This is a genomic window from Elstera cyanobacteriorum, from assembly GCF_002251735.1.
GTDB lineage: Bacteria > Pseudomonadota > Alphaproteobacteria > Elsterales > Elsteraceae > Elstera > Elstera cyanobacteriorum.
Map to the genome: position 1 here is coordinate 53,993 of NZ_NOXS01000022.1, position 25,473 is coordinate 79,465.

Below are 25,473 nucleotides of genomic sequence, written 5' to 3' on the forward strand. Positions count from 1 at the left end.
GATGACGATGTCAGCATTGGGGGTGGCGCGGCAGGGCGGTATTGTAACGGTGACGCTGAACCGGCCTGAAAAACTCAATGTGCTGAATGCCGATCTTTGGCGCAGTGTCGGCGCCGCGCTGACGGAGCTTGCCGAAGACGATAGTATTCGCTGCGTTATTTTGACCGGCGCAGGTAATCATTTCTGCGCGGGCGGCGATATTTCGGAATTCCAGACGCTGCGCGCCGATCCCGATCAGGCCCGCGCCTATGCCAAGCTGATGTATGCGACGCTGACCCAGCTTGAAAATTTCCCCCATCCGCTGGTGGCCGCCATCGAAGGCCGCTGCATCGGCGGCGGGGTAGAACTCGCCTGCCTGTCGGATGTGCGGATTGCCGGGGCGGGGGCGACCTTCGGGGTGCCGATCAACAAGCTCGGCTTCGTCATGTCCTACCCGGAAATCGGTGCCTTCATCCGGGCGCTGGGGCGCAAGGCCGCTGTCGAAATTCTGCTGGAAGGCCGTATCTTTGGCGTCGATGAGGCGAAGGGCTACGGCATCGTCTCCCGCATCGTCGAGGATGGTCAGGCGCTGATCGAAGCACAGCAGGCGGCAGAGCGCATCGCCGCCGGGGCGCCGCTGGTCAACCGTTGGCACAAGAAATTCGCCCGCCGCCTTGATGATCCCGCGCCACTGACCGATGCCGACCTGGCGGAAGGGTTCGCCTGCTTCGATACCGAAGATTATCAGACCGGCATTGCCGCATTCGTAAACAAACGTAGCCCTGAGTTCAAAGGACGCTAAGGCATGGCGCATATCATCGTTCTGGGGAATGAGAAGGGCGGATCGGGTAAATCCACCACGGCGATGCATTTGATCATCGGGCTGCTACGCGAAGGGCTGAGCGTCGCCTCGCTCGATCTCGACGCGCGCCAAGGCACGCTGACGCGCTATTTCCAGAACCGCACGGCCTTTCGGGCGATGTCTGGCGCGCAAATCCCGATCCCAGAGCATGCGTCCCTGCTGCCCGCCGAAGCCGAGAAGTTCGATGAGGTGGTGGAAGGCCTGTGGCGCCGTCATCAAGTGCTGGTCATCGACTGCCCGGGGGCCGATACGCCGCTGTCGCGCAAGGCGCATATCATCGCCGATACGCTGATCACGCCGCTCAACGATAGTTTCATCGACTTTGACGTGATCGGCCATGTCGATCCCGACACGCTGGCGGTTTTGCGCCCGTCAACCTATGCCGAAATGGTATGGGAGCAGCGCAAGCGCCGCGCGCTCGGGCGCCTGCCGCCGCTCGATTGGATCGTTATGCGCAACCGCCTTGCCCATGTCGATGCGCGCAATAAGCAGTTGGTGGCGCAAGCGCTCGAAGCACTGGCGGGGCGGGTGGGATTCCGCATTGCGCCTGGGTTTTCCGAGCGCGTGATCTTCCGCGAGTTGTTTTTGAAGGGGCTAACCCTGCTGGATCTGCGCGACGAAGGGGTGAATGCCCAGGTGTCGATGAGCCATGTCGCCGCCCGGCAGGAAGTGCGCGCGCTGCTCTCGGTCCTCAATCTACCGGATTTGCCGACGCTTTCCAGCGAGTAGATTACTAAAGGTTAATCGCCCCGCGACTTGCGCCGTAATGGCGGGATGTGGCAAGTAAGCGGGCAATCGGGGCACCCCCTTTGGCGGCTTGATGGGCTGCCGGATGCCGCGAGCTGTTATCCGAGGATTTCATGGCCGCACGCAAGGTCCGTAAAGCTGTTTTCCCTGTCGGCGGACTGGGAACCCGTTTCCTGCCAGCCACCAAGGCAATGCCGAAAGAAATGCTGCCGGTGGTCGATAAACCCTTGATCCAATACGCCGTGGAAGAGGCGCGCGACGCGGGGATCGAAGAGTTTATCTTCGTGACCGGGCGCGGCAAGGAAGCCATCGAGGATCATTTCGACCATTCGGCAGAGCTGCAAAATGCGTTGCTAAGCCGGGGCAAGAACGATCTTTGGGCCTTGATCAAGGATATTCCGCTGGGGCCGGGGCGCATCGCCTATACCCGCCAGCCGGAACCTTTGGGCCTCGGCCATGCCGTCTGGTGCGCGCGCGCGCTGATCAATGGCGAACCCTTCGCCGTGCTGCTGGCCGACGATCTTATTCTGTCCGATCAGCCGTGCTTGAAGCAGATGATCGAAGCCTATGAGGATCTCGGCGGCTCGATGGTCGCGGTGATGGATGTGCCGAAGGAACATACCTCGCGTTATGGCATTCTCGATCCCGTGTCGGACGATGGGCGCCTTGTGCAGGTGCGCGGCGTGGTGGAAAAGCCGAAGCCCGCGATGGCGCCGTCGAACCTTGCCATCATTGGCCGCTATATCCTTGACCCGCAGGTGCTGACCCATTTGGAACGCCAGGATCGCGGCGCGGGCGGGGAAATTCAGCTAACCGATGCGCTGGCCGATGTGATCGACGAACAACCGTTCCACGGGTTGCGCTTCGAGGGGCGGCGTTTTGACTGCGGCGATAAGGTCGGCTTCCTCGAAGCCAATATCGCCTTCGCTTTGGACCGGGACGATATGTCGGACGCCGTCCGCCGTATTCTGGCCTCTTATACCGCGTAAATCGCGTCGGCTGCTGAACGGCGGCGCGCAGGAAAGGATCGTTTGATGCGGATTGCCATGATTGGGACCGGCTATGTCGGTCTGGTGTCGGGGGCGTGCTTTTCGGAATTCGGCGTGACGGTGACGTGCGTCGATAAGGATGTCAGCAAGATCGACCGGCTCAATCGCGGTGAGATTCCGATTTACGAGCCGGGTCTCGACAAGCTGGTCGAAAACAATGCCAAGGCCGGGCGCCTGTTCTTCACCACCGACCTGAAGGCGGCGGTGGCGGAAGCCGATGCGGTGTTCATCGCCGTCGGCACGCCGTCGCGCCGGGGCGATGGGCATGCCGACCTCAGCTATGTGTACGCGGCGGCGAAGGAAATCGCCGAGGCGCTGGATGGTCACACGGTCGTCGTGACCAAATCGACCGTGCCGGTCGGTACGGGCCGGGAAGTGGAAAAGATCATCCGCGAAACCCGCCCGAACGCCGATTTCGATATCGTTTCGAACCCGGAATTTTTGCGCGAAGGTTCGGCGATCGGCGATTTCATGCGCCCGGACCGCGTGGTTATCGGCGCGCGGACGGAACGGGCGCGCGAGGTGATGCGCGCCCTCTATCGCCCGCTCTATTTGATCGAAACCCCGATTGTTTTCACCTCGGTCGAAACCTCGGAACTGATCAAATATGCCGCCAATACCTTCTTGGCGGCCAAGATCACCTTTATCAACGAAATCGCCGATCTGTGCGAAAAGCTGGGCGCCGATGTGCATGACGTCGCCAAGGGCATCGGGCTCGATGGGCGCATCGGCAAGAAGTTCCTGCACCCCGGCCCGGGGTACGGTGGGTCGTGCTTCCCCAAGGATACGCTGGCGCTGGTGCGTACCGCCCAGGAAGCTGGGGCGCCGCTGCGTATCATCGAAACCGTGGTGGATATCAACGATAAGCGCAAGCGCGCCATGGCCGATAAGGTGATTGCCGCCTGCGGTGGGTCGGTGGCGGGCAAGACGCTGGCGATCCTCGGCGTGACCTTCAAGCCGAATACCGATGATATGCGCGACAGCCCCAGCCTGGATATCATTCCGGCCCTGCAACAAGCCGGGGCTTCCTTGCGGGCTTTCGACCCTGAAGGCATGCATGAGGCCGAAAAGCTGCTGCCGGGGGTCGTTTGGTGCGATACCGCCTATGAAACGATGGGCGGGGCCGATGCGCTGGTGATCATCACCGAGTGGAACCAGTTCCGCGCCCTCGATCTGAAGCGGGTCAAAACCCTGCTGAAGGCGCCAATTCTGGTGGATTTGCGCAATATTTACGAACCCGAAATGATGGCGAATGCCGGGTTCCAATATACCTGCGTTGGCCGCGTGTCGCTGCCGGCGGCCGAGTAAGATAAGGAAGCTGAGGCATGAGCGCCTATCGTTTCGAACCGACCATTCTGCGCGAGTATGATATTCGCGGGATCGTCGGGAAAACCCTGTCCGGGGCCGATGCCCAGGCGCTCGGCCAGGCTTTCGCGACCTATGTGATCGACCAATCGGGCGTTAGCGCGCCGCGCATTGCTGTAGGCTATGACGGGCGGCTCAGCTCGCCGGATATGGAAGCGGCGCTGGTTGATGGGATCACCAGCACGGGGGCGCAGGTCGTTCGCGTTGGCTTGGGGCCGACGCCGATGCTTTATTACGCCGCCGCGTCGGAAAAGCTGGAAGCCGGGATCATGATCACCGGCTCCCACAATCCGCCCGATTATAACGGCTTCAAAATGATGCTGATGGGTGGCCCTGTTTACGGCAAGATGATCCAGGACATCGGTCAGATTGCCGCCGAAGGCCGCTTCAAGAAGGGCGTTGGGTCATCGGTTTCGCTCGATCTGATGGATCGTTACGTTTCCCGACTAATCCAGGATTTCAAAGGCGCCCCGCTGACGGTGGTTTGGGATGCCGGGAATGGCGCGGCGGGCGTTGCGATGGAAAAACTGACCCGGCGCTTGCCCGGACGGCATATTCTGCTGAACGAAGTGATCGACGGCACTTTCCCGGCCCATCACCCCGACCCGACCGAGGAAAAGAACCTTGTGCAGTTGAAGGCGGCGGTGGCGGAGCATCGGGCCGACCTTGGCATTGCGTTCGATGGTGACGGCGACCGCATCGGTCTGATCGACGGTCAGGGGCGCGTGCTGTGGGGCGACCAGATTCTCGCGCTGCTCGCCCGCCCGGTGCTGGAAGCCCTGCCCGGCGCGACGATTATTGCTGATGTGAAGGCCAGCCAAGTACTGTTCGACGAAGTGGCCCGTTTGGGCGGCACGCCGATGATGTGGGCCACCGGCCATTCGCTGATCAAAAAGCAAATGAAAGTTACCGGCGCGCCGCTCGCGGGTGAAATGTCCGGCCATATTTTCTTTGCCGACCGCTATTTCGGCTTCGATGACGCGCTGTATGCTGCCGTTCGGGTTCTGGAAACCGTGGCCTGGGCCGGCAAGCCGCTGGCAACGCTGCGCGATGAACTGCCGACGCGGGTGAACACGCCGGAACTGCGCTTCCCCTGCGCCGATACGCGGAAATTCGCGGTCGTTACGGAAGTGAAAGAACGGCTTACCCAGGTCGGGGCCAATGTTTCCACCGTCGATGGCGTGCGGGTGAACACGGCGGACGGCTGGTGGCTGCTGCGCGCCTCCAACACTCAGGACGTGCTGGTTGCCCGCTGCGAAGCGGCCGATGCGGCGGGGTTGGAGCGGTTGAAGGCGGAACTGCTGGCGGCGCTGGCGCCGAGCGGCGTCACCCCGCCGCAGTTCTAATCCCAGGGGCCGCTGATGGCGCCGAGCGACATAGTTTCCCGGCGCCTGTCGGCGGATACACTGCTGCTAGCCGCGATTCTTCTTATCTGGGGGATCGCGGCTTTTTTGCCGCCGCTCAATGCCGATGCGGCGGCGATGTTGCGCTTTGCCGAACGCATGTGGGACGGCGAGGCGCTTTACCGCGACCTCATCGATTTCAACCCGCCGATGGGTTATTGGCTCGACCTTATCCCCGCCGGGCTTGGGCGGCTGGGGATGGGTACGCCGGTCTTTTGGTTCGTCGTCTTCTGCCTGCTGGTGATCGGTGGCAGCGCGGTCTGGGCCTATCGCATCGTCCGACCGTCGCTGAGCGAGACTGAACGGCGGGTGATTGCGCTCGTCGGGGTTATCACCCTGCTGGTCCGCCCCAGCGATTCCTTTGGCGAGCGGGAACATTTGATGGTCGCGGTCATGCTGCCCTATGGCGCGCTGGCCGTGCGGTTTTTGCGGGGAGCGGGTGGCGGGGCGCTGGGATGGCGCGCGGTCGCGGCGGCGTTGGCATTCATCGGGATTGCCCAGAAGCCGCATTTCGCCATTCTCGGTGCGGCGGTGGAACTGCTGCTGCTGGCCCACGGGGGCCCGAAAGCCTGGATGAAGCGGCTTGAACCCTGGCTGTTTCTGCTGTTGGGGGTAATCTACCTTTGGGCAACCGCCGCGCTCTATCCCGCCTATTTCAACGATATGCTACCACTGGCGGCCGATAATTACCGGATTTTCGATCTCGATCGCGGGATCGATATGATTACTGGCACCGAACTGCCGCCGCTGCTGATCGCCGCCCTTTGTCTTGGCCCTTGGGCGCTGCGCAGCGGGCGGCCGATTGCCGCCGTGCTCTATGTGCTGGCCGTTGGGGCGATTCTGGCGGGGCTGCTGCAGTTTAAGGACTGGGATTATCATTTTCTGCCTGCCCGGATTTTAACAATCCTGCTGGCGGCCTATGGGTTAGCCCGCGTGTTGGAAGGGGTGGCGCCGCGCATTTTGGCGGCTCTGGCGATTGCCATGCTGGCGCTCGGCGGCAATCTCAGCCCGCCGCTGCGCTTGCAGCTTGATTATCTGAAAAGCGGCGCGCGCGAGGTGGAAACCCTGATCCGTCAGGAGGCTGGGGGGCGGCCGGTCCTCTGGCTCACGCAATATATGGACCCGACTGCGCCAGTCCTAAATTATACTGGCAACCGGCTGGCGATGCCGTTCATGTCGCTGTGGCTGCTGCCCGCGCTCTATGAGGATGACGCGCCAGGGCCTGATGGCAAGCTGCGGCTTCACCCCCCTGAAGCGCGATCCTCGGCGGAAACCTATCTGCTGGATCGGGTGGCGGAAGCGGTGGTACGGGAAAAGCCAGCGCTGATCCTGGCCGAAACCGCGCAGGACGAGGCGGCTTTCCGTCTGCGCCCGCTGGATTATCTAGAGTTTTTTGCGCAAGACCCGCGCTTTGCCGACGCGCTAACGCAGTACCGACCTCTAAAGCGGGTCGGTACCCTACGGGTCTTGAAGCGAATTGCGGCGGATTAGAACGCAACCGTAAGCGCCGTCCAACTTTCTGGCAGATAATCCAAAACAATCGCCTCCAGGCGCTTATCCGCCCCGGTCAAGACGGCGAGGCCGGTCAGCAGCATGACACCCCCCATGCCTTTTTTCAGTCTGCCCGATTGGTTCATTAGCGCGGGGCGCACGCGGGTGAGCGCTTGCCGGGAGGCATAAGCAACCCCGAGGAGGGGCAGCGACGCCCCGATGCCGAACAAGGCCAACAGTCCGCCGCCCGTTAAAGCCCCGCCTTCGCTCGCGGCGAGCGCCAATGTTCCCGCAAGGAAAGGCCCAGAACACGGGCTCCAAACCAGTCCAAGCGTGCTGCCTACAAGGAAGGCCCCCCCGACACCGGTACCATTGCGGCCCGCGCCCATATGGGCGGCGCGATTGGCAAGCGGGGCAATCCATTGGGCAAACGCGCGCTCCAGCACGGGCATCCCTAGTATCAGCCCAAAGAGCATCATGAGCGCCCCGCCAATCGGGCGCAGACGGTCGGTATCAAGACCAATGTGTGCCCCGAAGGCCCCAACGATACCGCCTAATAGCACGAACGAGAGGGTTAGGCCTGCCGCCATTGCGACAGGTGCCACCGGATGGCGCGCTGTGGCGCTGCCAACAACCAAGGGCAGAAGCGGGAAGACGCAGGGGCTGAGGGTCGTCAATCCCCCCGCCAGCAGGCTCACCCCCGCGTCAGCGATACTGACCATGCTAAAGGGCCGATTTCAGCGCTTTTTTAAGGGCTTCACTATCGGTTACCCCCGCAAGGCGCGCGGTTTCTTGACCGCCTTTGTAAACGATCAGGGTCGATTGGGTGCGAACATTCAGGCTGCGCTTAAGCTCTGTTTCCGTATCGTAATTAACCGTCAGGATGGTCACGTCCAATCCTGCCTCTGCCGCAAGCGCCTGGAACGCCTTAGCTTGGGCGCGGCAGGTCGGGCACCAATCGGCATGAAAATGCAGGGCAATCGGCTTTCCGGCCTGTTTTGCCTCGGTGAGGGCCGGGGCCGAATAGGGTTTGGTCTCCAGCGCTGCCGCAGGGGCGGCGCCAAAACCGAGCAGGGCAACGAGCAGGGCGGCGGCGAGCTTCATCAAGGGCCTCCAGAATATTAAGGAACACGCCTTTGCTTCGTCACCGCCCCGGAAAAGGTTACAGGTCGCTATGCAGCCCGACGCGGTTGCCTTCGCTATCGCGGATATGGGCGAAGAAGCCCATCCCGGGTGGCAGGGCGATTTTCGGCGTCACCACGCTGCCGCCGAGGGTGGTCACCCGGGCCAACATATCATCCAGCTTGCCATCGGCATTCAGATAGATCACCGGGCCATCGGCGGCGGGGCGGTACATCGGGCCGTGGATGACGCAGCCGGAGAGGGCGGGCTGCTCGTAGGGGAAAATCCCCAGCGTGCCGCTGCCGATGTTTTCCCGGCGCAGGCTGACGCCGAACAAGGCTTCATAGAAGGCGGTGGCCCGGTCGAAATCGATGGACGGGATTTCAAACCAAACGGCGACATTGGTACGGGACATGAGTGTGCTCCTGATTAAGCGATTGCGGTAAGATTGGCGGCGATGAGGTCGAGATCGGCCCCCGTCGCCGGAAACAGGCCGAAACGGAAGGCGTAGCCCCAGGATCGGCGGTTTTGGGTGAAGGAGAGGCGATCGAGCAGCGGTTGGATCGGGGCGCGGCCCTTGGCCTGCCAGATCACATCGCGGCGGAAGGGATGAAAATCTTCGGCCAGTTCGACCTGGTAGACCGATCCCTCCGCCACTGTTCCCAAGGCCGTGAAGGCTTGGCAGGCGTCACCGCGCGGGCCGTTGCGGTTGAAGGTGACGGTGGGGGAGTAATAGGCCACGCGGTCGCCGGGTTTAACCCGGCGCAGCGGGGCAGATTTACCGTGGCAGACCTGCATGATGCCCCAGGCAAGGCCGTTCGCCACATGCTCGGCGCAGGCGACGGCGATCCAATGGGCGGGCGGTTGGTCGGGGAAGGGCAGCATCGCATCCTCTCGCGTCGGTGAGTGTCGGCGGCGCCGACGAGAGGAAGATGCGCTGGGGCTGTGTCAGTTTCTGTCAGGAGCGCGCAGGCGCGTCCGGGTCGGGGATATTCAGGGTACGGCGCCAGCGGGCCATCAGCGTCCGCCGCCGGACGGGGGGGCGGTCGGGCAGGGGGCTCAGTGCCTGCATGCGGTCGAGCCGGAAGTGGCGGTAGTCTTGGCGGCTTTCGCACCAGGCGGCGAGCACCCGCACATCGCGGAAGAACGCCAGCGCAATCGGCCAGATCGTGCGGCGGCTCATCGCATCGCCCTTGTCACGGTATGTCAGGTCGAGCTTGCGTTCTTCCCGCAGGGCCGTCCGCAGGATCGGCAGAGAGAGGCTTTCGGCCAATGCAGGCGCCGGGCCGGTCGCGGCGAAATTGGGAACGATCATACCGGTCCCCGCCATATGGTCGCGCAGGTCGGTCGGCAAAACCGCTTCGATCTTCGCCAGCGCCTGTTTGGCCGCGCGGGCAAGATCGGCGTCGGATTGGCGCGCGACCCATTGCATCCCCAAGACCAGGGCTTCCAACTCCGCTTCCGCGAACATCAACGGCGGCAGCAGGAAGCCGGGTTTCAGCACATAGCCAAGGCCCGCCTCCCCCTCGATACTCGCGCCTTGCTCGGTCAGCGTGCTGATGTCGCGGTAGATGGTCCGAACAGAAACGCCCAATTCCTCCGCCAAAGCCGCCGCCGTCACCGGATAGCGGTGGCGGCGCAGGGCTTCGACGAGGGTGAAAAGGCGGTGGCTGCGGCTCATAGGGCAGCAGTTTACGGTAAAGCGGCCAGCCAGTCGCGCAGCATTGCCCGCCCGGCAGCGGTTGCACCGGGGCCGAAGCGGGCGGCATCGGCGCGCAGTTTGGGGATATCGATCCCGGCCCCGGCCAGTTCGGCGGCATGACCAACCAACCAGCGCTCGAACCCATGCCCCCAGCCTTCGGGATGGCATTGAAAGCCGAGGATCGTCGGCCCTAGGGCGAAGGCTTGATTGGCACAGAGCGCTGTCGCAGCAAGCCGCTCGGCCCCCGCTGGAATATCGAAGGCATCGCCATGCCAATGCAGCAGGGGCACCCCATCAAGCGCCGCCAGCGGGCTTGCTGTGCCGGGAGCGGTGAGCGTGAGCGGTCCCCAGCCGATTTCTTTAAGACCGGTCGGGGCAACCTTTGCCCCCAGGGTGCGGGCCATCAATTGCGCGCCGAGGCAAATTCCCAGCGTCGGACGGCGGGCTGTAAGGCGGGCGGTTAGCAGGGCAATTTCAGCCGCGAGGAACGGATAAATCGTCTCCTCATAGGCACCAACCGGGCCGCCGAGGACGATCAGCAGGTCATCCGCCAGCGGGTCAAGCCCGGATATGGGATCGACGGTGGGATCGCGGTAGGTGACCGCATAGCCCGCTTCCGCCAAAGGATCGGCAAAACTGCCCAAGTCTTCGAAAGCGATATGGCGCAGGACCAGTGCGGTTTTGCTCATAGGGTGCATCCTTCTGGGGTACAGACGGTGGTCTTGGTGGCGAGAGGCGGCGGCACTTCGGTTAGCAAGGCACCGATTTGGGCACCGAGCCACAAATCTTCGACATGCCCGAAGCGTTTGGCGCGCAGCAACCCCTGGCGGTCGATCAAGATCAGGCTGGGCGTGCCTTGCAGATCATAGGCGGCCATCGTTTGGGGGAGAGGCTTGCCCGGTAGGTCGATGCCGATGGGAAAGCGCAGCCGATACTCGTGAATGAACGCCCGCAGGGCGGTTTCGCCCTGGGCCGCGTGATGCTCGAACACGGTATGCAGGCCGATCACAGCGACTTGATCGGCGGGAAACAGCGCCGCCGCGCGGGCAAGCTGCGGTAATCCCGCCTGCACGCAGCCCGGGCACAGCATCTGAAAACTACCGAGCAGGATAATCCGCCCGCGCAAACTGTCCAACGACAGCGGTTCGGGCGTGTTCAGCCAGGTTTCAATGGACCAAGCGGGGGCGGGGCGCAGGCGGGGCATGATGATCTCCTCCCTAAACCTTAGGGTTTGACCGAACCGGGAAGGCTGAGAGTGCCGGAGGCGACCTTGAACACGGCGTTCACGCACAGCAGTGGCGCGTGCAGATTACCGTTGACCTTGAGGCCTGCCGTCACCCCATCGAACTTGAAATCGGCGGGCGCGCCGATGGCGGCTTTCGGAACGCGCACTTCCACCGCCTCGCCCGCGAAGACCAGCGGATAGTCGGGGCTGTCGATCAGCAGCGGCACCCCCGGCCAAGTTTCCGGCAGCTTGGGTTTGCTCCCCGCCGGGATATCGCGGACCTTAAGGCCGCCGCCGCAGGCTTTGTCTTCGGCCAGCACAACCCAGTGGGAATGCCAGACGTGGCGGTTTTTGGCCCCTTTGGCGCCATCATCAAAATCCGGGTGGAAGGTCACGGCGAGGGCGACAATCCCTTGATCCTGGGCAAAGCCGATGGCGCCGCTGTTCAGGCTGGTCGGCCAGACATAGGCATAGACGTCCGACCCGGCGAACTGCCCGGTGGCCGCTGGACGGGACGCTCCCGCCTCAGCCCGCACCTGACTGCGGAAGACGAGGTGCGCCCCCTCGCTGCGGATGCTGGTTTCGACCAGATCGAAGGGGGCGGCCACGGCGGCGGCTGGGGCGCTGATAATGCCTTGGGCGGCGACGGGCAAAGCGAGGGCGGTCACGGCCACAAAGGCCGCGCTGGCAAGAATTTTCATTGGGATTTCCTTAGATTAGATCGGCAGAGACGGCGGCGGGGCGTTGAGGAAGGTTAGCCACGCCGCTTCGGCGGCGTCGGGCGCGGCGGGCTGCTGTTCGGGGCAGTCGAGCCGTAGGTGCCGGTCGCCGAAGGGGGCATTGACCAGGGCGCAATGGTGCGGGGTCTCCGCATCGGCGTGCGCATTCGGCCTAAAATGGGTGCAGGTGATACACAGGCGCCCCGGCGTGATCATGCCGCTGACCTGCATCTGCCGGATCATCTTCAAGATAACCCGGTAGAAGATCGCCTGTTCCTGGGGGGGCAGCTCGGCCACGGTTTGCAGCAGCGCATCCGGCCAATCGGCGATGGTGGCGAGCAGAGCGAAGCCTGCATCGGTGATCGCGATCCGCTTGGCGCGCCCATCCTGGGGGTCGGGGCTTTGCACGGCCAGCCCGCGCGCCAGCAGCGGTTGCAGGGCTTCCGTCATCGCGGGGGCTTTGATCGCCAGCGATTGCGCAAGCAGGCTAGGGCGCATCCCCTCCGCCTGATTGCGCAGCAGCGCGAGGATTTGGCTTTGCGTCGGCGAGAGGCCATGCGGGGCGGCCCCCTGCTGGGCATTGGTCTTTAAGGCCAGCGCCAGCCGCGACAGGCCAGCAGCGACGCGCAGGCCAATCGGGTCGTTGATCTTGTCGAACGGGGTTTCCATCGCGGCGGCTCCTATGCTTCGGCTACCGAAATAGACCGATACGATGCGGGAGTCAAGTTGCTTTGGCTGCCGAAGTATATTTTTCTACAGAAACCCGATCCAACGGCCAGCGACCAAGGTTGCAAGCCATAGTAGACTGGACAGAAGCGCGACACAGCGAACCGAAAGAGGGATGAGTCCGCCGTGCAGGGTAGCCCGGAAGCCGGGGTTAGCGTGCTGGATCGCGATTAATCCGGCGAGTGCGGTCAAAAGGCCGAGCTTTGTTAAGAAAGCGCCGTTCGCCAAATAGTCGGCAGGTTTGACCCCAAATAAGGCGAGCCCCGTGATCAGCGCGAGGGCGACGCCCACCCCCGCCGTGCGGACTAAGAACGGCCCGATGACGGGCACAGGGGGATGGCGCAACACGCCCATCAGCCGCAGATCGAGCGGCAGGATCGCCCCCATGATCAATCCGATGCCGAGGATATGGGCGGCATTGATCAGCAGGTAGAGCGTGGGGGAGGCGCGCAGCGCCGCCGCGACCGGCGTCGCTGCCAGCCAATCGACCAGCGGCACGCTTAGGGTTTCGGTAAGCGTTCGGGGTACATATCGTAGTTTTGCCCCGCGAGGGTGATGCGGACCGCCTTCATATGGCTGGCCTTCTTATCCAGCGCGCGGTTGCCGATTACACGGATGGCATCCCCCGGCTTCGCGGTCTCGCCGGTGAAGCCCGAGCGGGCGGTTTGGTTGGGGTTTCCAAGATCGACCTGCCAGACCGTACCGTCAGCGGCCTTGACGTGCAGCGTCGGGTGCGGCGGGGCCATCGAAATCCGCTCGATGGTGCCGGTGAGCTCGAAGGGTTCGCTTTCCGCCCACGACCAACCGTGATGGGCGCCAGCGGGGGCCAGGATACCGGCGGTGAGGATCAGCCCCAGGCCAAGGGCCGCCAGGGTAGCGGGACGAAAGGGCATGGCGTGCACCCTTAAGGAAAAGGTTCGGACTGCCCCTAACCTGGGAGGATTACGGGGGAAGCGCAAGCCCCTCCCCCGGTAAAGTCTTAATCGTAGCGCAACTCTGTCGCTTTGCCGCGGAAGACGAAATAGGCAAAGGCGCTATAGCCGATGATGGCGGGCAGCACGAAAAGCGCGCCGACCAGCATGATCATCAGACTTTCGGGGGCGCTGGCGGCGGCGAAGATCGTCAGTTTCTCCGGCACTACGTAGGGGAAGAAGGAATAGGCGAGGCCAAAGAAGGCCAGCGTGTAAATCCCTACGGCCCCGGCAAAGGGCACCCAGGCGAACCGGTCGGACCCGGTCGGCAGGTGGCGCAGCACGATCCATACCCCGGTGATGAGCGCGGCACAGCCCAACGGCAGCGGGGCCAGCAGAATGAAGTTCGGCAGGCTGAACCATTTCTCGAAAATCCGCGCGCTGACCCAGGGGCTGGCGACGGAGACGGCGGCAAGCCCGAGCACGAGGAAGCCAAGCCCGACCCGCGCCCAGCGCACCGCCTGCCGCTGCAAAGCGCCCTCGGTTTTATAGATCAGCCAAGTGGCGCCGATGAAGGCATAGCTGGCAGCGAGGCAGACGGCGGTGAGCGCCGCGAACCCATAGGTGGCCGGGGTATCGTTGAGGCCCATCACATAAAAGCCCAGCATCCAGCCTTGCGACAGCGCGGTCATCAGCGATCCCGCGAAAAAGGCGCCGTTCCACCAGCCTTTTTGAGCCGGCTTCACCTTAGCGCGAAATTCAAAAGCAACGCCGCGTAGGATCAGACCGATCAGCATCACCAGCACCGGCAGGTAAAGGGCGGTCAGGATCAGCCCGTGCGCGGCAGGAAAAGCGACGAGCAGCAACCCAACCGCCAGCACCAACCAGGTTTCGTTGGCGTCCCAGAAGGGGCCAATGGCGGCAATCATCCGGTCTTTATCGGCAGGATCGGCGGCGGCGAACAGCAGCCCGACGCCGAGATCATACCCGTCGAGGACGACATAGATCAGGATGGCGAGGCCCATCAGCCCGGCAAATACCAGGGGCAGCCAGACCGCAGGATCGCCGAATAAGGTTAGCATGGTCGTTACTCCGCCGCAGCCGGATAGACACGACCCACGGGGGCGGGGGTGATGCCCCCCGCTTTGCGGGCCAGATAGAACAGCGCGCTGATATAGGCCGTCAGCAGCACGGCATAGACGGTCAGGTAAGCGGTTAGCGACAGACCCAAGATCGGCGCCGGGATCGGGGCGGCGGCCTGGGCGGTGGTCAGAACCCCCGTCACCAGCCACGGCTGGCGACCGATTTCGGTGACGTACCAGCCCGCCAAGGTGGCAACCCAGCCGGAAAAGCTCATGGCGACGAAGGCGCGCGCCAGCCAGGGCGTTAGGCGGCCCTTTCGCGTCAAGACATAAGCCCCGAGCCAGGAGAGCGCGAGCATCGCGAGGCCCGTGCCGACCATCACCCGGAAGCCGAAGAACACGGGCTTCACCGGCGGATGGGTACCGATATAGTCATTGAGGCCCGGAACGACGCCGTCCACATCATGTTTCAGGATCAGGCTGGCGAGACTGGGAATACCGATTTCTGCTTTATTCTCCCGCGCAGCCTCGTCCGGCCAGGCGAAGAGCAGCAACGGCACCTTCGGCCCGGTTTCCCAATTGCCTTCCATCGCCGCCACCTTCTGGGGCTGATGCTCCAGCGTATTCAGCCCGTGCATATCGCCGACGAGAATTTGCACCGGAATGAGCAGTGCAGCGAGCCAAACGCCGGTTTTAAGCGCGGCCTGCACGGCGGGGCTGCGGTCACCCTTCAGCCAGCGATAGGCCGATAGACCGGCGATTAGGAAGGCGACGGTGAGGGCGGAGGCGATTAACATATGGGTAAGCCGGTAGGGCATCGACGGGTTGAAGACGATGGCCAGCCAATCGGTGGCATGGGCCACGCCGTCGCGCATCTCGAAGCCCTGAGGCGTTTGCATCCAGGAATTCAGCACGATGATCCAGAAAGCGGAGAGGGTGGTGCCAAAGGCGACCAGGAACGTCGCCAGCGTATGCACCCAGCCAGCAACCTTGCGGAAGCCGAACAGCATAATGCCCAGAAAGACCGCTTCGAGGAAAAACGCCGTCATCACCTCATACGCCAGCAACGGTCCGGCGATATTGCCGACGGTCTGCATGAAGCCCGGCCAATTGGTGCCGAACTGGAAGCTCATGGTGATGCCGGAAACCACGCCCATCGCGAAGGAGAGGGCAAAGATTTTCACCCAGAAGCCATAGGCCTCCATCCACTTCAGATTGCCCGTGCGATTGTACTGCATTTTGAAGAACAGCAGCACCCAACCAAGGGCAATGGTGATGGTGGGAAAGAGAATATGGAAGGAGATATTGGCGCCAAACTGTATCCGCGCCAGTAGGGTTGGGTCCATCGTCAGTCCCTCCCAGGGTCAAGATCGGGGTCGAATGGGGGTTCACTGGCCGGGGCGGCAGGTTTGCTGCGGCGACCCGGCAGGGTGGTGAGCTTGTCTTTGATTTCGAGAATCTTCTGCACGCGCGCGCCGAGCGAGAGCAGCATCACCAGCCGGTCGGTATCGAGGCCCTGCACGTCGCCATACCAGCGGGTCAGCAGCTCGATGAGATCGTGCATCTCGCGCATCCTGCCCTGGGCGTGGCGCTCGTCGGCATTGGCCGGGGTCTGCATCAAAAGTTCGCGCAGCATCGAGAGGGTGGGGTCCACCTCGCGCTTTTTACGCTCTTCGGCCAGGGTGCGGACGATGGCCCAAATATCGTCGGGCGTTGTGAAATAGTCGCGCCGGTCGCCGGGCTTATGCACCAGCCGCACCAAGTTCCAGGTCTGAAGCTCCTTCAGCCCCATGCTGACGTTGGAGCGGGAGAAGCCGAGCTTCTCCATAATCTGATCGGCGTTGAGCGGTTCTGACGCGGCGAACAGCAGGGCATAGATCTGCCCGACCGTGCGGTTGATGCCCCAGCGGCTGCCCATTTCGCCGAAATGCAGCACGAAGGATTGTAAAAGCGGAGAAAGGTCCATCGGTTGATTCCGTAATTTCAGGAATTTCTGAAATTACTATACCTAAAAAAACCGCCCGGCAAGGGGGCGGTGACGGAATTTGAGCGAAGAGGGGCGGCGAGAGATAAAAAGAATATTTTTAAATATTAATTAAAAAGCTATTTATAGGGCATGGCAATAGGATCGAAAGATCCTATTGCCGGGGGAATTGGACGGGTTAGGCGCTGGCTTGCGCGGGTTCGGGCGCCGCTTCCGTGCTGTTCTCGCGCAGCACGTAACCGCGCCCCCAAACGGTTTCGATATAATTATCGCCGCCGGTCGCCGTGCTCAGTTTCTTGCGCAGCTTACACACGAACACGTCTATAATCTTCAGTTCCGGTTCGTCGATGCCGCCGTAGAGATGGTTCAGGAACATTTCCTTGGTCAGCGTCGTGCCCTTGCGCAGCGCCAAGAGTTCCAGAATGCCATATTCCTTACCGGTCAGATGCAGCGGCTTATTGTCCACATCGGCGGTCTTGGTGTCGAGATTAACGGTCAAGCGGCCGGTACGGATGACCGAGTCCGAATGGCCCTTGGCGCGGCGGACAATGGCCTGAATACGGGCCACCAACTCACGCTTATCGAAGGGTTTCGTCAGGTAATCATCGGCGCCGAAGCCCAGCCCCTTAATCTTGTGGTCGAGTTCCGACAGGCCAGACAGGATCAAGATCGGCGTGCGCACCCGCGCTTGACGGAAACGGCGCAGCACCTCGTACCCGTCGATATCCGGCAGGATCAGGTCGAGCAGGATAATGTCGTAATCATAGAGTTTGCCGATCTCAACGCCGTCTTCGCCAAGGTCGGTGGTATCGACAATATAGCCGGCCGACGATAGCATCAGCGCGATGCTTTTCGAGGTTGCGGCATCATCCTCCACTAAGAGAATGCGCATGATATCCCCCACCAAATTCGGGTTGCCCAACAACCCAGCAGAATGGTTAATTCCCGTTAACTCTCCCTAATTTTCAGACCAAAAGCAAGGAAATATGCGACCCGCGAGTCGCTCTTGTCATTTCCTTTCCTGGGTGAATCGGCTATTCTCCAAGCCGATCAAAGGGGAGCGGCGCGATGCTGATCGATAATCTTATCTCCAGCCTGGGCCGGATGGCCGACCATGTGCTGCACGGGCGCATTGTCGGCGTTCTCGGCATGATGGTTGAAATCGGCGGGGTGCAGCGCGCCCTGTCGGTGGGGGACCGGGTCACGATCATCGCGCGCGGCGACCGGCGCGTTCCGGCGGAAATCGTCGGTTTTAAGGGCGAACGGGCGCTGGCCATGCCCTTCGGCACGCTAGACGGCGTTGGCCTTGGTTGCCGGGCGGAAGTGTCGCAGACCGATCCGGTGATCTACCCGCACGAAAGCTGGCTGGGCCGCGTCGTCGGCAGCATGGGCGAGGCGATTGACGATCTTGGGCCGCTGAACGCGGGCAATATCGCCTATCCGCTGCGCAATGCCCCGCCGCCCGCCCATAAGCGCCAGCGCGTTGCTGGGAAAATCGATATGGGCGTGCGCGCGCTCAATCAGTTCCTGACCTGCTGCAACGGTCAGCGCATGGGGATTTTCGCGGGGTCCGGCGTCGGTAAATCGGTGCTGATGTCGATGATCGCGCGCTATACTTCCGCCGATGTCATCGTGATCGGCCTGATCGGCGAGCGCGGGCGCGAAGTGCAGGACTTTATTCACGAAGACCTGGGGGAAGAAGGGCTGGCGCGCTCGGTCCTCGTCGTCGCCACCTCCGACCAGCCGCCGCTGATGCGCCGCCAAGCGGCCTATCTGACGCTGGCGGTGGCCGAATATTTCCGCGATCAGGGAAAGAATGTCCTTTGCCTGATGGATAGCGTCACCCGCTTTGCGATGGCCCAGCGCGAAATTGGCCTGTCGGTCGGCGAACCGCCCGCCAGCAAGGGGTATACCCCGTCGGTTTTTGCCGAACTGCCGCGCCTCTTAGAGCGGGCCGGGCCGGGGCTGCGCGGGTCGGGGTCGATCACTGGTTTGTTCACAGTTCTCGTTGAAGGCGACGATCATAACGAGCCGATTTCGGACGCTGTGCGTGGTATTCTGGATGGGCATATCGTGCTGGAACGCGCCATTGCCGACCGGGGCCGTTATCCGGCCATCAATATCTTGCGCTCGGTCAGCCGCGTCATGCCCGGCTGTAATACGGATGATGAGAATGCCGTGGTTTCCCGCGCCCGGCAGATGCTAGCGGCCTATGAAGATATGGCGGAGATGATCCGCCTCGGCGCCTATCGTCCGGGCTCCGACCCGAAGACCGACGAGGCGATCCGCTATTATCCGCTGATCGAACAGTTCTTGGCGCAAGGTAAGCGCGAGCGCGGTGATCTGGTGCAGGGCTATCACCAGCTTGCCGATATTCTAAATAGCGGCGGTGTTGGGTGAGCAAGAGCCTTAAGCCGCTGATCCGCTTTCGCAAGTTCGAACTGGATCAACGGCGGCGCGAGCTGAGGGCGCTGGAGGATTTGGCGGCCGAGATTGATGCGTCCATCGTTGCGCTCGATCAGGAGGTGGCGAACGAACGCCGGTTGGCCGCCAATGATTTGCTGCTGGCGCGCTTCTGGCCGACCTATGCCGAATGGGCGAAGGGCCGCCGCGAGGAATTGGTGCAGAATCGCCTGCAAATCGGCGAGCAGATTTTAAAGGCGGAAGATGCGGTGACAGAGGCTTACCGCGAATTGAAAAAATTCGAAGTGGCGGAAGCCAATCGCCTTGCCCGCGAGAAAGCGGAGATGGAGCGCAAAGCGCAAATCCGCCTTGATGAAATCGCACAGGTCGCGCATTTGCGCAAGGATGCTTAAAAACCCGTCTTTTCCGCTGATCGGCTTATTCTATTCTGTCGTGCGCATCCCCTGTTCTGTTACGAATGTATAAAAATTAACCGACAGTAAAAATACGAATCATTTTTAAACAACTCCCCTAAAATATTCATAGATTAATAATCTTGACCAAAGGCAAGCCGTCCTAATAGGGTCCGCCGCCATTGGGATTTCGTCTTTCGGAGCCGACAGTGACAAAGATGAGCATCGGGGCGCGGGTTAAGTTTGGGTTAATTGTAATCTGTCTTTGTGTCTTTGCCCTCGCGGTACAGATACTTTGGTCACAGGTTGCGATTGTTTCGTCGAAAACACGGGCATCGGAAACAGCGGCGGTTTTTGCCGATACGCTGCGTCTGGTCGAAGTGCTGGCGCTGGAACGCGGCCCGTCCAATAATCTGCTGGCGGCGCCGAATGCGGCCGATCCTGCGGCGCTGGCGAAATTGGCCGACGCCCGCAAGTCCGTCGATGCCAGTGTCGAAAAGGTCGGCACCGCGCTGACCGCCCTCGGGCAGCCAGTGATGATCAGCGCGCTGACAGCAGTGAAACGCGATCTGGCGTCCATTCGGGCCGCCGTCGATGCCGATGTGATGAAGCCGCGCAGCCAGCGCGGGGATATCGTTCTGGGGTATTTCCAGCGCATGTTTGCCCTGAGCGCCCAGACCGATACGATTTTGAACGAACTGGAAGCGCGCACGACGATTGCCGATCCTTCCGTTGCGGCACTCAATACGCTGGCCCGTCTGGCGGCAGATATGCGCGAAAGCGCCGGTCAGCAGGCGGCGACGCTGGGGACCGGGATGACCGCGCAGCGTCCGCTGCTGCCCGCCGAGGCGGATCGGGTCGAACAATTGCGCGGTCGGGTGGAAACCCTGGCCGAGCGTCTGCGCAATGGGATCGCCCAGGTCGGGGCAACGCCGACCTTGGTCGCGGCCCAGCAGGCCATGACCGACGGGTATATGACGCGGGGCCGCGCTATCGTCGCCAAACATCTCGATGAATCGCGCGCCCAGGCGCCCTATAGCAAAAGCGTGACCGAAATGGTCACCGAGATTGTTCCGCAACTGCAAAGCATCATGGCACTGCGAAACGCCGCGCTGGAAGAAAGCCGCAGCCGCGCCGATGCCGAAATCAGCACAGCCTATCGCAATCTTGCCTTAGTCGGCCTGTTGGTGCTGGTCACGGGCTTTGCGCTGCTGCGGCTGATTTTCCTGATGCAGCGCCAGCTTTTGGCGCCGCTGTTCAAGCTGACCGAAACCGTGACCACGCTCGCCAATGGTCAGCGCGATCAGGCGGTGCCCTTCATCGAGCGTCAGAATGAAATCGGTCAGATGGCCGGGGCGATTGAAAACCTGCGCCTGAAAGCCATCGAAGCCGATGAGTTGCATGACGAACAGGTCCGCGAACAGGCGGCAAAGCTCGAGCGGCAGCAGAAGGTTGAGGCCTTTATCGCGACCTTTGGCAGCGGGACGGCGGATATTCTGTCGGCAATGGCCGCCGCGGCCGATCAGATGCAATCCACGGCAACGGTGATGAGCGATACGGCCACCCGGACCGACGATCAGGCAGCCGCGGTTGCCGCCGCGTCCGAACAAGCCTCGGCCAATGTGCAAACCGTGGCGGCTGCGTCGGAAGAACTCAGCAGCTCGATCCGCGAGATCAGCCGTCAGGTTCAGGAAAGTGCCTCCATCGCCCTGAAAGCGACCGACGAGGCCGCGCGTACCGTCACCCAGGTTCGCCAGCTCAGCGATGCGGCCCAGCGTATCGGCGAAGTGGTGACGATGATCAACGGTATTGCCGCCCAGACCAATCTTCTGGCCTTGAATGCGACCATCGAAGCCGCCCGCGCTGGGGAAGCCGGTAAGGGCTTCGCCGTGGTGGCGGCGGAAGTCAAAAGCCTCGCCCAGCAGACCGCGAAGGCGACGGAGGAAATCACTGCTCAGGTTTCCGGGGTGCAGGCCGAAACCAGTGCCGTCGTTGGGTCTATCGAAGGGATCGGCAAGACCATCGACCGGATGAACGAGATTACCTCGACCGTTGCTGCGGCGGTGGAGGAGCAGGGGACCGCGACCCAGGAAATCACCCGCAATGTGCAGCAGGCCGCCACCGGCACGCAGCATGTGTCGGAAAATATCGCCGATGTCACCTTGGGCGCCGGCGAAACCAAGCAGGCCGCCCATGTGGTGCTGGAAGCCGCTGACCGGCTGACGCTGGCCGGAAACTCCCTGCGCGCCGAAATCACCCAGTTCCTGGGGAATATCCGCGCGGCCTAAGGCTAAAAAGACGGCGTGAAAAGCTGGTTGTCGCGACGCGGCAGCCAGCTTTTTTACGTCTGGCCCTGGTGCGGGGTTGGCACTTCATAGGTCCAGACCCGAAAGGATTTCAGCACGTGCGGGCCGAAGGAGTTAATCAGCGGAATATCCGCCGCATCCCGCCCCCGCGCGACAATAATGCGGCCAATACGGGGCTTATTATTGCGGGGATCGAACGTATACCAAGCACCGTCTAAAAACACTTCGATCCACGCGCTGAAATCCATTGGATCGACGACAGGCACGCCAATATCACCCAAATGCCCATTGATGTATCGCGCGGGAATATTCAGGCAGCGGCAGAAGGTTAAGGCGAGATGGGCGTAATCGCGGCAGACGCCGACCCGTTCATGATAAACTTCGAAAGCGCTGCGGGTGGAGCGGGCTTGCATGTAGTCGAAGCGGATATGATTATGAACAAAGTCACAAATCGCCTGCACCCGGCCCCAGCCCGGCGGTTGCGACCCGAAGAGATCCCAGGCGATCTGGCTAAGTTTATCGGTCTCGCAATAGCGGCTTCCCATCAGATACACGAGGCATTCATGGGGAAGATCGGTCACGGCGACCTCCCGGGCCAAGGGGTTCACCCGGTCAAGCTGGCCACTGTCTTCTAGCGTGGCATCGCCTGAGATCGTTATATCGCCGGACGGGGCGAGCAGGCGGCGGCACAGGTTGCCGAAAAGGTCGTAATACTCCTGGGTCGGCACCGGCGGGGTGATGACGATCGTTTCCGCAACGCGGATGTCGGCAATCCGATCCGATGTAACCGATAGCAGGCACACGAGGGCGGTCGTTTGCGGGCAGGTTAGGGTAATTTCATAACCATAACGGATGAACATGGGCGAGCCTCGGTCCAGCAGGGCAGGGGGCGTTGATCGAAGCTCTCTCCAGTAACCGCATGTCACCGGCTCAACGACAGGGAAAAGGCTAGGCGTAAAGCCTCGCCACTGCAACCGCCGCGCCGCCCAAGCCTCGCTGACAGTCTTTCTATTTAACGGCGTTAAGTTAGCGAATTCAGAGGGTTAGCCGCGCGCACGGTTAAAACCTGTGGCACTGCGATAGAAGGCCTCTTTTCTAGAACGGATTTCATCTCATATGATGAATAGCCCCCTTCTGCCGGTCTATGGTCCGAGGGGGGATCATCCTTCCCGTCTCTCCAACCCTTATCCTTCCAATCTTTCGGTCAGAATGAGCGACGATCTTAAAAACGGCCATCCAGGCGCCAATACGGGGGTAGCGGTCAAGGCGAAGCCGAAGACCAAGAAGCCCTCTATGTACAAGGTGCTTATGCTGAACGACGATTATACGCCGATGGAGTTCGTCGTTCACGTTCTCGAAAGATTTTTCCAGAAGAATAAGGAAGAAGCCACGCGGATTATGCTGCACGTCCACCAGCGTGGCGTTGGGGTGTGTGGGGTCTTCACCTACGAGGTAGCGGAAACCAAGGTCACGGAAGTGATGGATTTCGCACGGAGGCACCAGCACCCGTTGCAGTGCACTTTGGAGAAGGAGTAGCCTATGCTCTCGCGGAACCTTGAAAAGAGCCTGCACCTGGCCCTGGAGCTTGCTAACAAGCGTCGGCACGAGTTCGCGACGCTCGAGCATCTCCTGATGGCTTTGACCGATGATCAAGATGCACTCGCCGTGTTCCGCGCCTGTGGGGTCGATCTCGACAAGCTGCGCCGCGACCTTGCCAATTATCTCGATAACGAACTCTCCAATATCGTTACCAGCCGGACCGACGACGCCAAGCCCACCTCCGGGTTCCAGCGGGTCGTGCAGCGCGCCGTGATCCACGTGCAATCGTCAGGCCGGGCGGAAGTGACCGGGGCGAATGTGCTGGTGGCGCTGTTTTCGGAACGGGAAAGCCATGCCGTCTATTTCCTGCAAGAACAGGATATGAGCCGGTTTGATGCGGTGAACTTCATCTCCCACGGTATTGCCAAAGTGCCGGGCCGCTCGGAAAACCGGCGCACGACGGGGGCTGAAGACGAACCCGCCGCCGGGCCAACCAAGGAAGGCAAGGAGACGAAGAAGGGGCAGGAGGCGCTGGAAGCCTATTGCATCGACCTCAACAAAAAAGCTGCTGTCGGCAAGATTGATCCGCTGATCGGCCGCGAAGCAGAGGTGGAGCGCACGATCCAGATTGTGTGTCGCCGCACCAAGAATAATCCGCTGTACGTCGGCGATCCGGGCGTCGGTAAAACCGCCATCGCCGAGGGGCTGGCCAAGCGTATCGTCGATGGTGACGTGCCGGACGTGCTGCGGACGGCAACGATTTTCGGTCTCGATATGGGTGCGCTGTTGGCGGGCACCCGCTATCGCGGCGATTTCGAAGAGCGGCTGAAGCAGGTGTTGGCGGAACTGGAAGCCCATCCCAATGCGGTGCTGTTCATCGACGAAATCCATACGATCATCGGCGCCGGGGCAACCTCTGGCGGGGCGATGGATGCATCGAACCTGCTGAAACCGGCGCTGGCCTCGGGCCAACTGCGCTGCATCGGCTCCACGACCTATAAGGAATACCGCAGCTACTTCGAGAAGGATCGTGCGTTGGTGCGCCGCTTCCAAAAGATTGATGTTGCCGAACCGTCGGTCGAAGATTCGATCAAAATCCTGAAGGGCCTGAAGCCTTATTACGAACAGCATCACAAAGTGCGCTATACCAACGAAGCCATTCGCACGGCGGTCGAACTGGCGGCGCGGTATATCAATGACCGCAAGCTGCCCGATAAGGCGATCGATGTGATCGACGAAGTGGGCGCGGCGCAGATGCTGTTACCGCTCTCGAAGCGCAAGAAGACGATTACGGTGAAGGATGTGGAAAACATCGTCGCCAAGATCGCCCGCATTCCGCCAAAGGCAGTTTCTTCCGACGACCGCGAAGTGCTGAAAACCCTGGAGCGTGACCTGTCTACGGTGGTCTTCGGTCAGGAAGGCGCAATCAAGACACTGGCAACCGCCATCAAACTGGCGCGCGCCGGGCTGCGCGACGCGGAAAAGCCTATCGGGAACTACCTTTTCTCCGGCCCGACTGGGGTGGGGAAGACCGAAGTAGCCCGCCAGCTTGCCCGCCTGCTGGGCATCGAGCTGAAGCGTTTCGATATGTCGGAATATATGGAACGGCATACGATCAGCCGGTTGATCGGCGCGCCGCCGGGTTACGTTGGCTTTGACCAAGGCGGGCTGCTGACCGATGCCATCGATCAGACGCCCCACTGCGTGCTGCTGCTTGATGAAATCGAAAAGGCGCATCCAGATCTGTACAACATTTTGTTGCAGGTGATGGATCACGGCAAGTTGACCGACCATAACGGCAAGGTGGTCGATTTCCGTAACGTCATTCTGATCATGACGACCAATGCGGGCGCGGCGGACATGGCAAAGGCCGCCTTCGGCTTCGAACGCGACCGCCGCGTGGGCGAGGATAAGGAAGCCATCGAGAAGCTGTTCACGCCGGAGTTCCGTAACCGGCTGGACGCCATCGTGCCCTTCGGCAACCTGACGCCGGAAACGATGGACCGGGTGGTGGATAAATTCATCATCCAACTCGAAGCGCAACTCGCGGAGCGCCATGTCGCTCTTGAACTGACCGATGCCGCCAAAGCCTGGTTGGCGAAGAAGGGGTATGATCCGCTCTACGGTGCCCGGCCCTTGGCCCGGGTGATCCAGGAGACGGTGAAAAAGCCGCTGGCGGAAGAACTGCTGTTCGGCAAGCTCACCCACGGTGGGCATGTGCAGGTCGATGTCGGTGGCGACGGTGACCTCGCCTTCCTCGTAACCTCCGCCCCCGGGCTGAAGGCGACCGAGCCAGAAGCGGAACTGGTCGAGTAAAGCAAAGGGGCCGCTCGGAAGAGCGGCCCCAGTGTTTTTGACGCTCGATGCCCTAGAGCGCTTTCCGTTCGCTTTGGCTCATGACAAGCGCTCTAACCTATTATTTTATATGCAAATACGTCGTCGCGG

At 61.6% G+C, this 25,473-nt stretch carries 27 protein-coding genes; 11 read left to right on the forward strand and 16 right to left on the reverse strand.

Annotated features, from left to right (window positions below; all coding sequences use genetic code 11):
• Position 1: 1 nt before the first annotated feature.
• From CHR90_RS02125 to CHR90_RS02150, 6 genes are all read left to right on the forward strand, one after another.
• A complete protein-coding gene (locus CHR90_RS02125) occupies positions 2 to 781 on the forward strand; it encodes an enoyl-CoA hydratase/isomerase family protein (protein ID WP_212668589.1) in 780 nt (259 codons plus the stop codon).
• A gap of 3 nt (positions 782 to 784) precedes the next feature.
• Positions 785 to 1,570 (forward strand): division plane positioning ATPase MipZ, encoded by a 786-nt coding sequence (locus tag CHR90_RS02130; protein WP_094407257.1) that lies wholly within the window; start codon positions 785 to 787, stop codon positions 1,568 to 1,570.
• Positions 1,571 to 1,701: 131 nt separating this feature from the next.
• Positions 1,702 to 2,577, forward strand: coding sequence for a UTP--glucose-1-phosphate uridylyltransferase GalU (galU, locus tag CHR90_RS02135; protein ID WP_094407259.1), 876 nt, complete (start codon positions 1,702 to 1,704; stop codon positions 2,575 to 2,577).
• A 45-nt stretch (positions 2,578 to 2,622) separates the two neighbouring features.
• On the forward strand, positions 2,623 to 3,945 hold the full coding sequence (locus CHR90_RS02140) for a UDP-glucose dehydrogenase family protein (RefSeq protein WP_094407261.1): 1,323 nt from the start codon (positions 2,623 to 2,625) through the stop codon (positions 3,943 to 3,945).
• Positions 3,946 to 3,962: 17 nt separating this feature from the next.
• Positions 3,963 to 5,348 (forward strand): phosphoglucomutase/phosphomannomutase PgmG, encoded by a 1,386-nt coding sequence (gene pgmG / locus CHR90_RS02145; RefSeq protein ID WP_094407263.1) that lies wholly within the window; start codon positions 3,963 to 3,965, stop codon positions 5,346 to 5,348.
• A gap of 15 nt (positions 5,349 to 5,363) precedes the next feature.
• On the forward strand, positions 5,364 to 6,896 hold the full coding sequence (locus CHR90_RS02150; RefSeq protein WP_094407265.1) for a hypothetical protein: 1,533 nt from the start codon (positions 5,364 to 5,366) through the stop codon (positions 6,894 to 6,896).
• Here CHR90_RS02150 and CHR90_RS02155 read toward each other — a convergent pair.
• The 15 genes from CHR90_RS02155 to ctrA all read right to left on the reverse strand — a co-directional run bounded on the left by CHR90_RS02155 (position 6,893) and on the right by ctrA (position 17,259).
• Entirely contained in the window at positions 6,893 to 7,618 is a 726-nt protein-coding gene (locus CHR90_RS02155) for a cytochrome c biogenesis CcdA family protein (RefSeq protein ID WP_094407267.1), read from the reverse strand. The genes CHR90_RS02150 and CHR90_RS02155 overlap by 4 nt on opposite strands.
• 1 nt (position 7,619) lies before the next feature.
• Positions 7,620 to 8,000 (reverse strand): thioredoxin family protein, encoded by a 381-nt coding sequence (locus CHR90_RS02160; protein ID WP_094407269.1) that lies wholly within the window; start codon positions 7,998 to 8,000, stop codon positions 7,620 to 7,622.
• Between the two features lie 58 nt (positions 8,001 to 8,058).
• The gene (locus tag CHR90_RS02165) at positions 8,059 to 8,433 is read right to left on the reverse strand and encodes a VOC family protein (protein WP_094407271.1); all 375 of its coding nucleotides are present in this window, start codon (positions 8,431 to 8,433) and stop codon (positions 8,059 to 8,061) included.
• 14 nt (positions 8,434 to 8,447) lie between these two features.
• Positions 8,448 to 8,903: an EVE domain-containing protein gene (locus tag CHR90_RS02170; RefSeq protein WP_094407273.1), complete on the reverse strand. Its 456-nt coding sequence runs from the start codon at positions 8,901 to 8,903 to the stop codon at positions 8,448 to 8,450.
• Positions 8,904 to 8,976: 73 nt separating this feature from the next.
• Entirely contained in the window at positions 8,977 to 9,699 is a 723-nt protein-coding gene (locus CHR90_RS02175; protein ID WP_094407275.1) for a helix-turn-helix transcriptional regulator, read from the reverse strand.
• An 11-nt stretch (positions 9,700 to 9,710) separates the two neighbouring features.
• A complete protein-coding gene (locus CHR90_RS02180) occupies positions 9,711 to 10,409 on the reverse strand; it encodes a glutamine amidotransferase (protein ID WP_094407277.1) in 699 nt (232 codons plus the stop codon).
• Entirely contained in the window at positions 10,406 to 10,924 is a 519-nt protein-coding gene (locus CHR90_RS02185) for a peroxiredoxin family protein (protein WP_094407279.1), read from the reverse strand. Before CHR90_RS02185 ends, CHR90_RS02180 begins: the two co-directional genes overlap by 4 nt.
• 20 nt (positions 10,925 to 10,944) lie before the next feature.
• Positions 10,945 to 11,646 (reverse strand): hypothetical protein, encoded by a 702-nt coding sequence (locus CHR90_RS02190; RefSeq protein WP_094407281.1) that lies wholly within the window; start codon positions 11,644 to 11,646, stop codon positions 10,945 to 10,947.
• 15 nt (positions 11,647 to 11,661) lie between these two features.
• A complete protein-coding gene (locus CHR90_RS02195) occupies positions 11,662 to 12,333 on the reverse strand; it encodes a MarR family winged helix-turn-helix transcriptional regulator (protein WP_094407283.1) in 672 nt (223 codons plus the stop codon).
• Positions 12,334 to 12,417: 84 nt separating this feature from the next.
• Complete coding sequence (locus CHR90_RS02200) at positions 12,418 to 12,888, reverse strand: DUF6644 family protein (protein ID WP_170941260.1); 471 nt, start codon at positions 12,886 to 12,888, stop codon at positions 12,418 to 12,420.
• A 2-nt stretch (positions 12,889 to 12,890) separates the two neighbouring features.
• Complete coding sequence (locus CHR90_RS02205; RefSeq protein WP_094407285.1) at positions 12,891 to 13,283, reverse strand: DUF6152 family protein; 393 nt, start codon at positions 13,281 to 13,283, stop codon at positions 12,891 to 12,893.
• A gap of 86 nt (positions 13,284 to 13,369) precedes the next feature.
• A complete protein-coding gene (locus CHR90_RS02210; protein ID WP_094407287.1) occupies positions 13,370 to 14,383 on the reverse strand; it encodes a cytochrome d ubiquinol oxidase subunit II in 1,014 nt (337 codons plus the stop codon).
• 5 nt (positions 14,384 to 14,388) lie between these two features.
• A complete protein-coding gene (locus CHR90_RS02215; RefSeq protein WP_094407289.1) occupies positions 14,389 to 15,729 on the reverse strand; it encodes a cytochrome ubiquinol oxidase subunit I in 1,341 nt (446 codons plus the stop codon).
• 2 nt (positions 15,730 to 15,731) lie between these two features.
• Complete coding sequence (locus tag CHR90_RS02220; RefSeq protein ID WP_094407291.1) at positions 15,732 to 16,349, reverse strand: GbsR/MarR family transcriptional regulator; 618 nt, start codon at positions 16,347 to 16,349, stop codon at positions 15,732 to 15,734.
• Between the two features lie 196 nt (positions 16,350 to 16,545).
• Positions 16,546 to 17,259 carry a response regulator transcription factor CtrA gene (gene ctrA, locus CHR90_RS02225; RefSeq protein ID WP_094407314.1) on the reverse strand — a complete coding sequence of 238 codons (714 nt, stop codon included), beginning with the start codon at positions 17,257 to 17,259 and terminating at the stop codon, positions 16,546 to 16,548.
• Between the two features lie 176 nt (positions 17,260 to 17,435).
• Between ctrA and fliI the strand changes: the two genes are divergently transcribed.
• The 3 genes from fliI to CHR90_RS02240 all read left to right on the forward strand — a co-directional run bounded on the left by fliI (position 17,436) and on the right by CHR90_RS02240 (position 21,471).
• Positions 17,436 to 18,767 carry a flagellar protein export ATPase FliI gene (gene fliI / locus CHR90_RS02230; RefSeq protein ID WP_094407293.1) on the forward strand — a complete coding sequence of 444 codons (1,332 nt, stop codon included), beginning with the start codon at positions 17,436 to 17,438 and terminating at the stop codon, positions 18,765 to 18,767.
• Complete coding sequence (locus tag CHR90_RS02235) at positions 18,764 to 19,183, forward strand: hypothetical protein (protein ID WP_094407295.1); 420 nt, start codon at positions 18,764 to 18,766, stop codon at positions 19,181 to 19,183. The genes fliI and CHR90_RS02235 overlap by 4 nt, the downstream gene beginning before the upstream one ends.
• Positions 19,184 to 19,401: 218 nt before the next feature.
• A complete protein-coding gene (locus CHR90_RS02240) occupies positions 19,402 to 21,471 on the forward strand; it encodes a methyl-accepting chemotaxis protein (RefSeq protein WP_094407296.1) in 2,070 nt (689 codons plus the stop codon).
• A 53-nt stretch (positions 21,472 to 21,524) separates the two neighbouring features.
• Here the strand turns inward: CHR90_RS02240 and CHR90_RS02245 are convergent, their stop codons facing one another.
• Positions 21,525 to 22,349 (reverse strand): transglutaminase-like domain-containing protein, encoded by an 825-nt coding sequence (locus CHR90_RS02245; protein WP_094407298.1) that lies wholly within the window; start codon positions 22,347 to 22,349, stop codon positions 21,525 to 21,527.
• Positions 22,350 to 22,698: 349 nt separating this feature from the next.
• Between CHR90_RS02245 and clpS the strand changes: the two genes are divergently transcribed.
• Together clpS and clpA are read left to right on the forward strand one after the other, a co-directional pair.
• The gene (gene clpS, locus CHR90_RS02250; protein WP_094407300.1) at positions 22,699 to 23,025 is read left to right on the forward strand and encodes an ATP-dependent Clp protease adapter ClpS; all 327 of its coding nucleotides are present in this window, start codon (positions 22,699 to 22,701) and stop codon (positions 23,023 to 23,025) included.
• Between the two features lie 3 nt (positions 23,026 to 23,028).
• On the forward strand, positions 23,029 to 25,344 hold the full coding sequence (gene clpA / locus CHR90_RS02255; RefSeq protein ID WP_094407302.1) for an ATP-dependent Clp protease ATP-binding subunit ClpA: 2,316 nt from the start codon (positions 23,029 to 23,031) through the stop codon (positions 25,342 to 25,344).
• The last annotated feature ends 129 nt before the right edge of the window (positions 25,345 to 25,473 follow it).